The organism is Synechococcus sp. H55.10 (assembly GCF_047502715.1).
Classification (GTDB): Bacteria; Cyanobacteriota; Cyanobacteriia; order Thermostichales; family Thermostichaceae; genus Thermostichus.
On the sequence record NZ_JANSJJ010000301.1, the window covers coordinates 1 to 503 of the forward strand.

Consider the following 503-nt stretch of genomic DNA (forward strand, 5'->3'; position numbering starts at 1 on the left):
TGCCCCAACTGCCCCTGCCCATGGATGCGCTGCATCCTCCCCGCCGTTCTTGGGAGCCGGCACGGGAAACCCCCTGGTTGTTCAGCCCGGATTTTTCCCCTGAGTCAATCCTCACCCCTGGGCAGACGGTGATTCCTCTGCTGCCGCGGGATCCACTGGTGGAGGTGCCGTTTCTGTTGCTGCTCACCCCTGTTTTTTCGGCAGTAGCCGCCCAGGGTTACCATCCCCACACCCGGCAAAGGGGGATGATGGTATCTTTCGAGCCGGAGGTGATCCGACGAGCCTGGCAGAGCCTGGAGCAACGGGTTCAACAGGGCAGGCCAGACCGGCTCGCCGCTTGGCAGGAGTTGGCTCGCCGCTATCCCCTGATGAAGCCGCATGTACGGGTGTTGGCCCGCTTCAGCAGCTTCCTTCTGCTGGGTAACCTGGCCGAGTTTGGATCCCCGCCCGCCTGCCTGCCCCCTGCCAGGGCAGAACAGGAGGCTGCCCCTGCGCCTCCACCG

General features: G+C 64.8%; 1 pseudogene. It reads left to right on the top strand.

The window, feature by feature from the left end:
* A pseudogene (locus NW858_RS13380) lies at window positions 1-503 on the top strand (sensor histidine kinase); the annotation flags it as partial.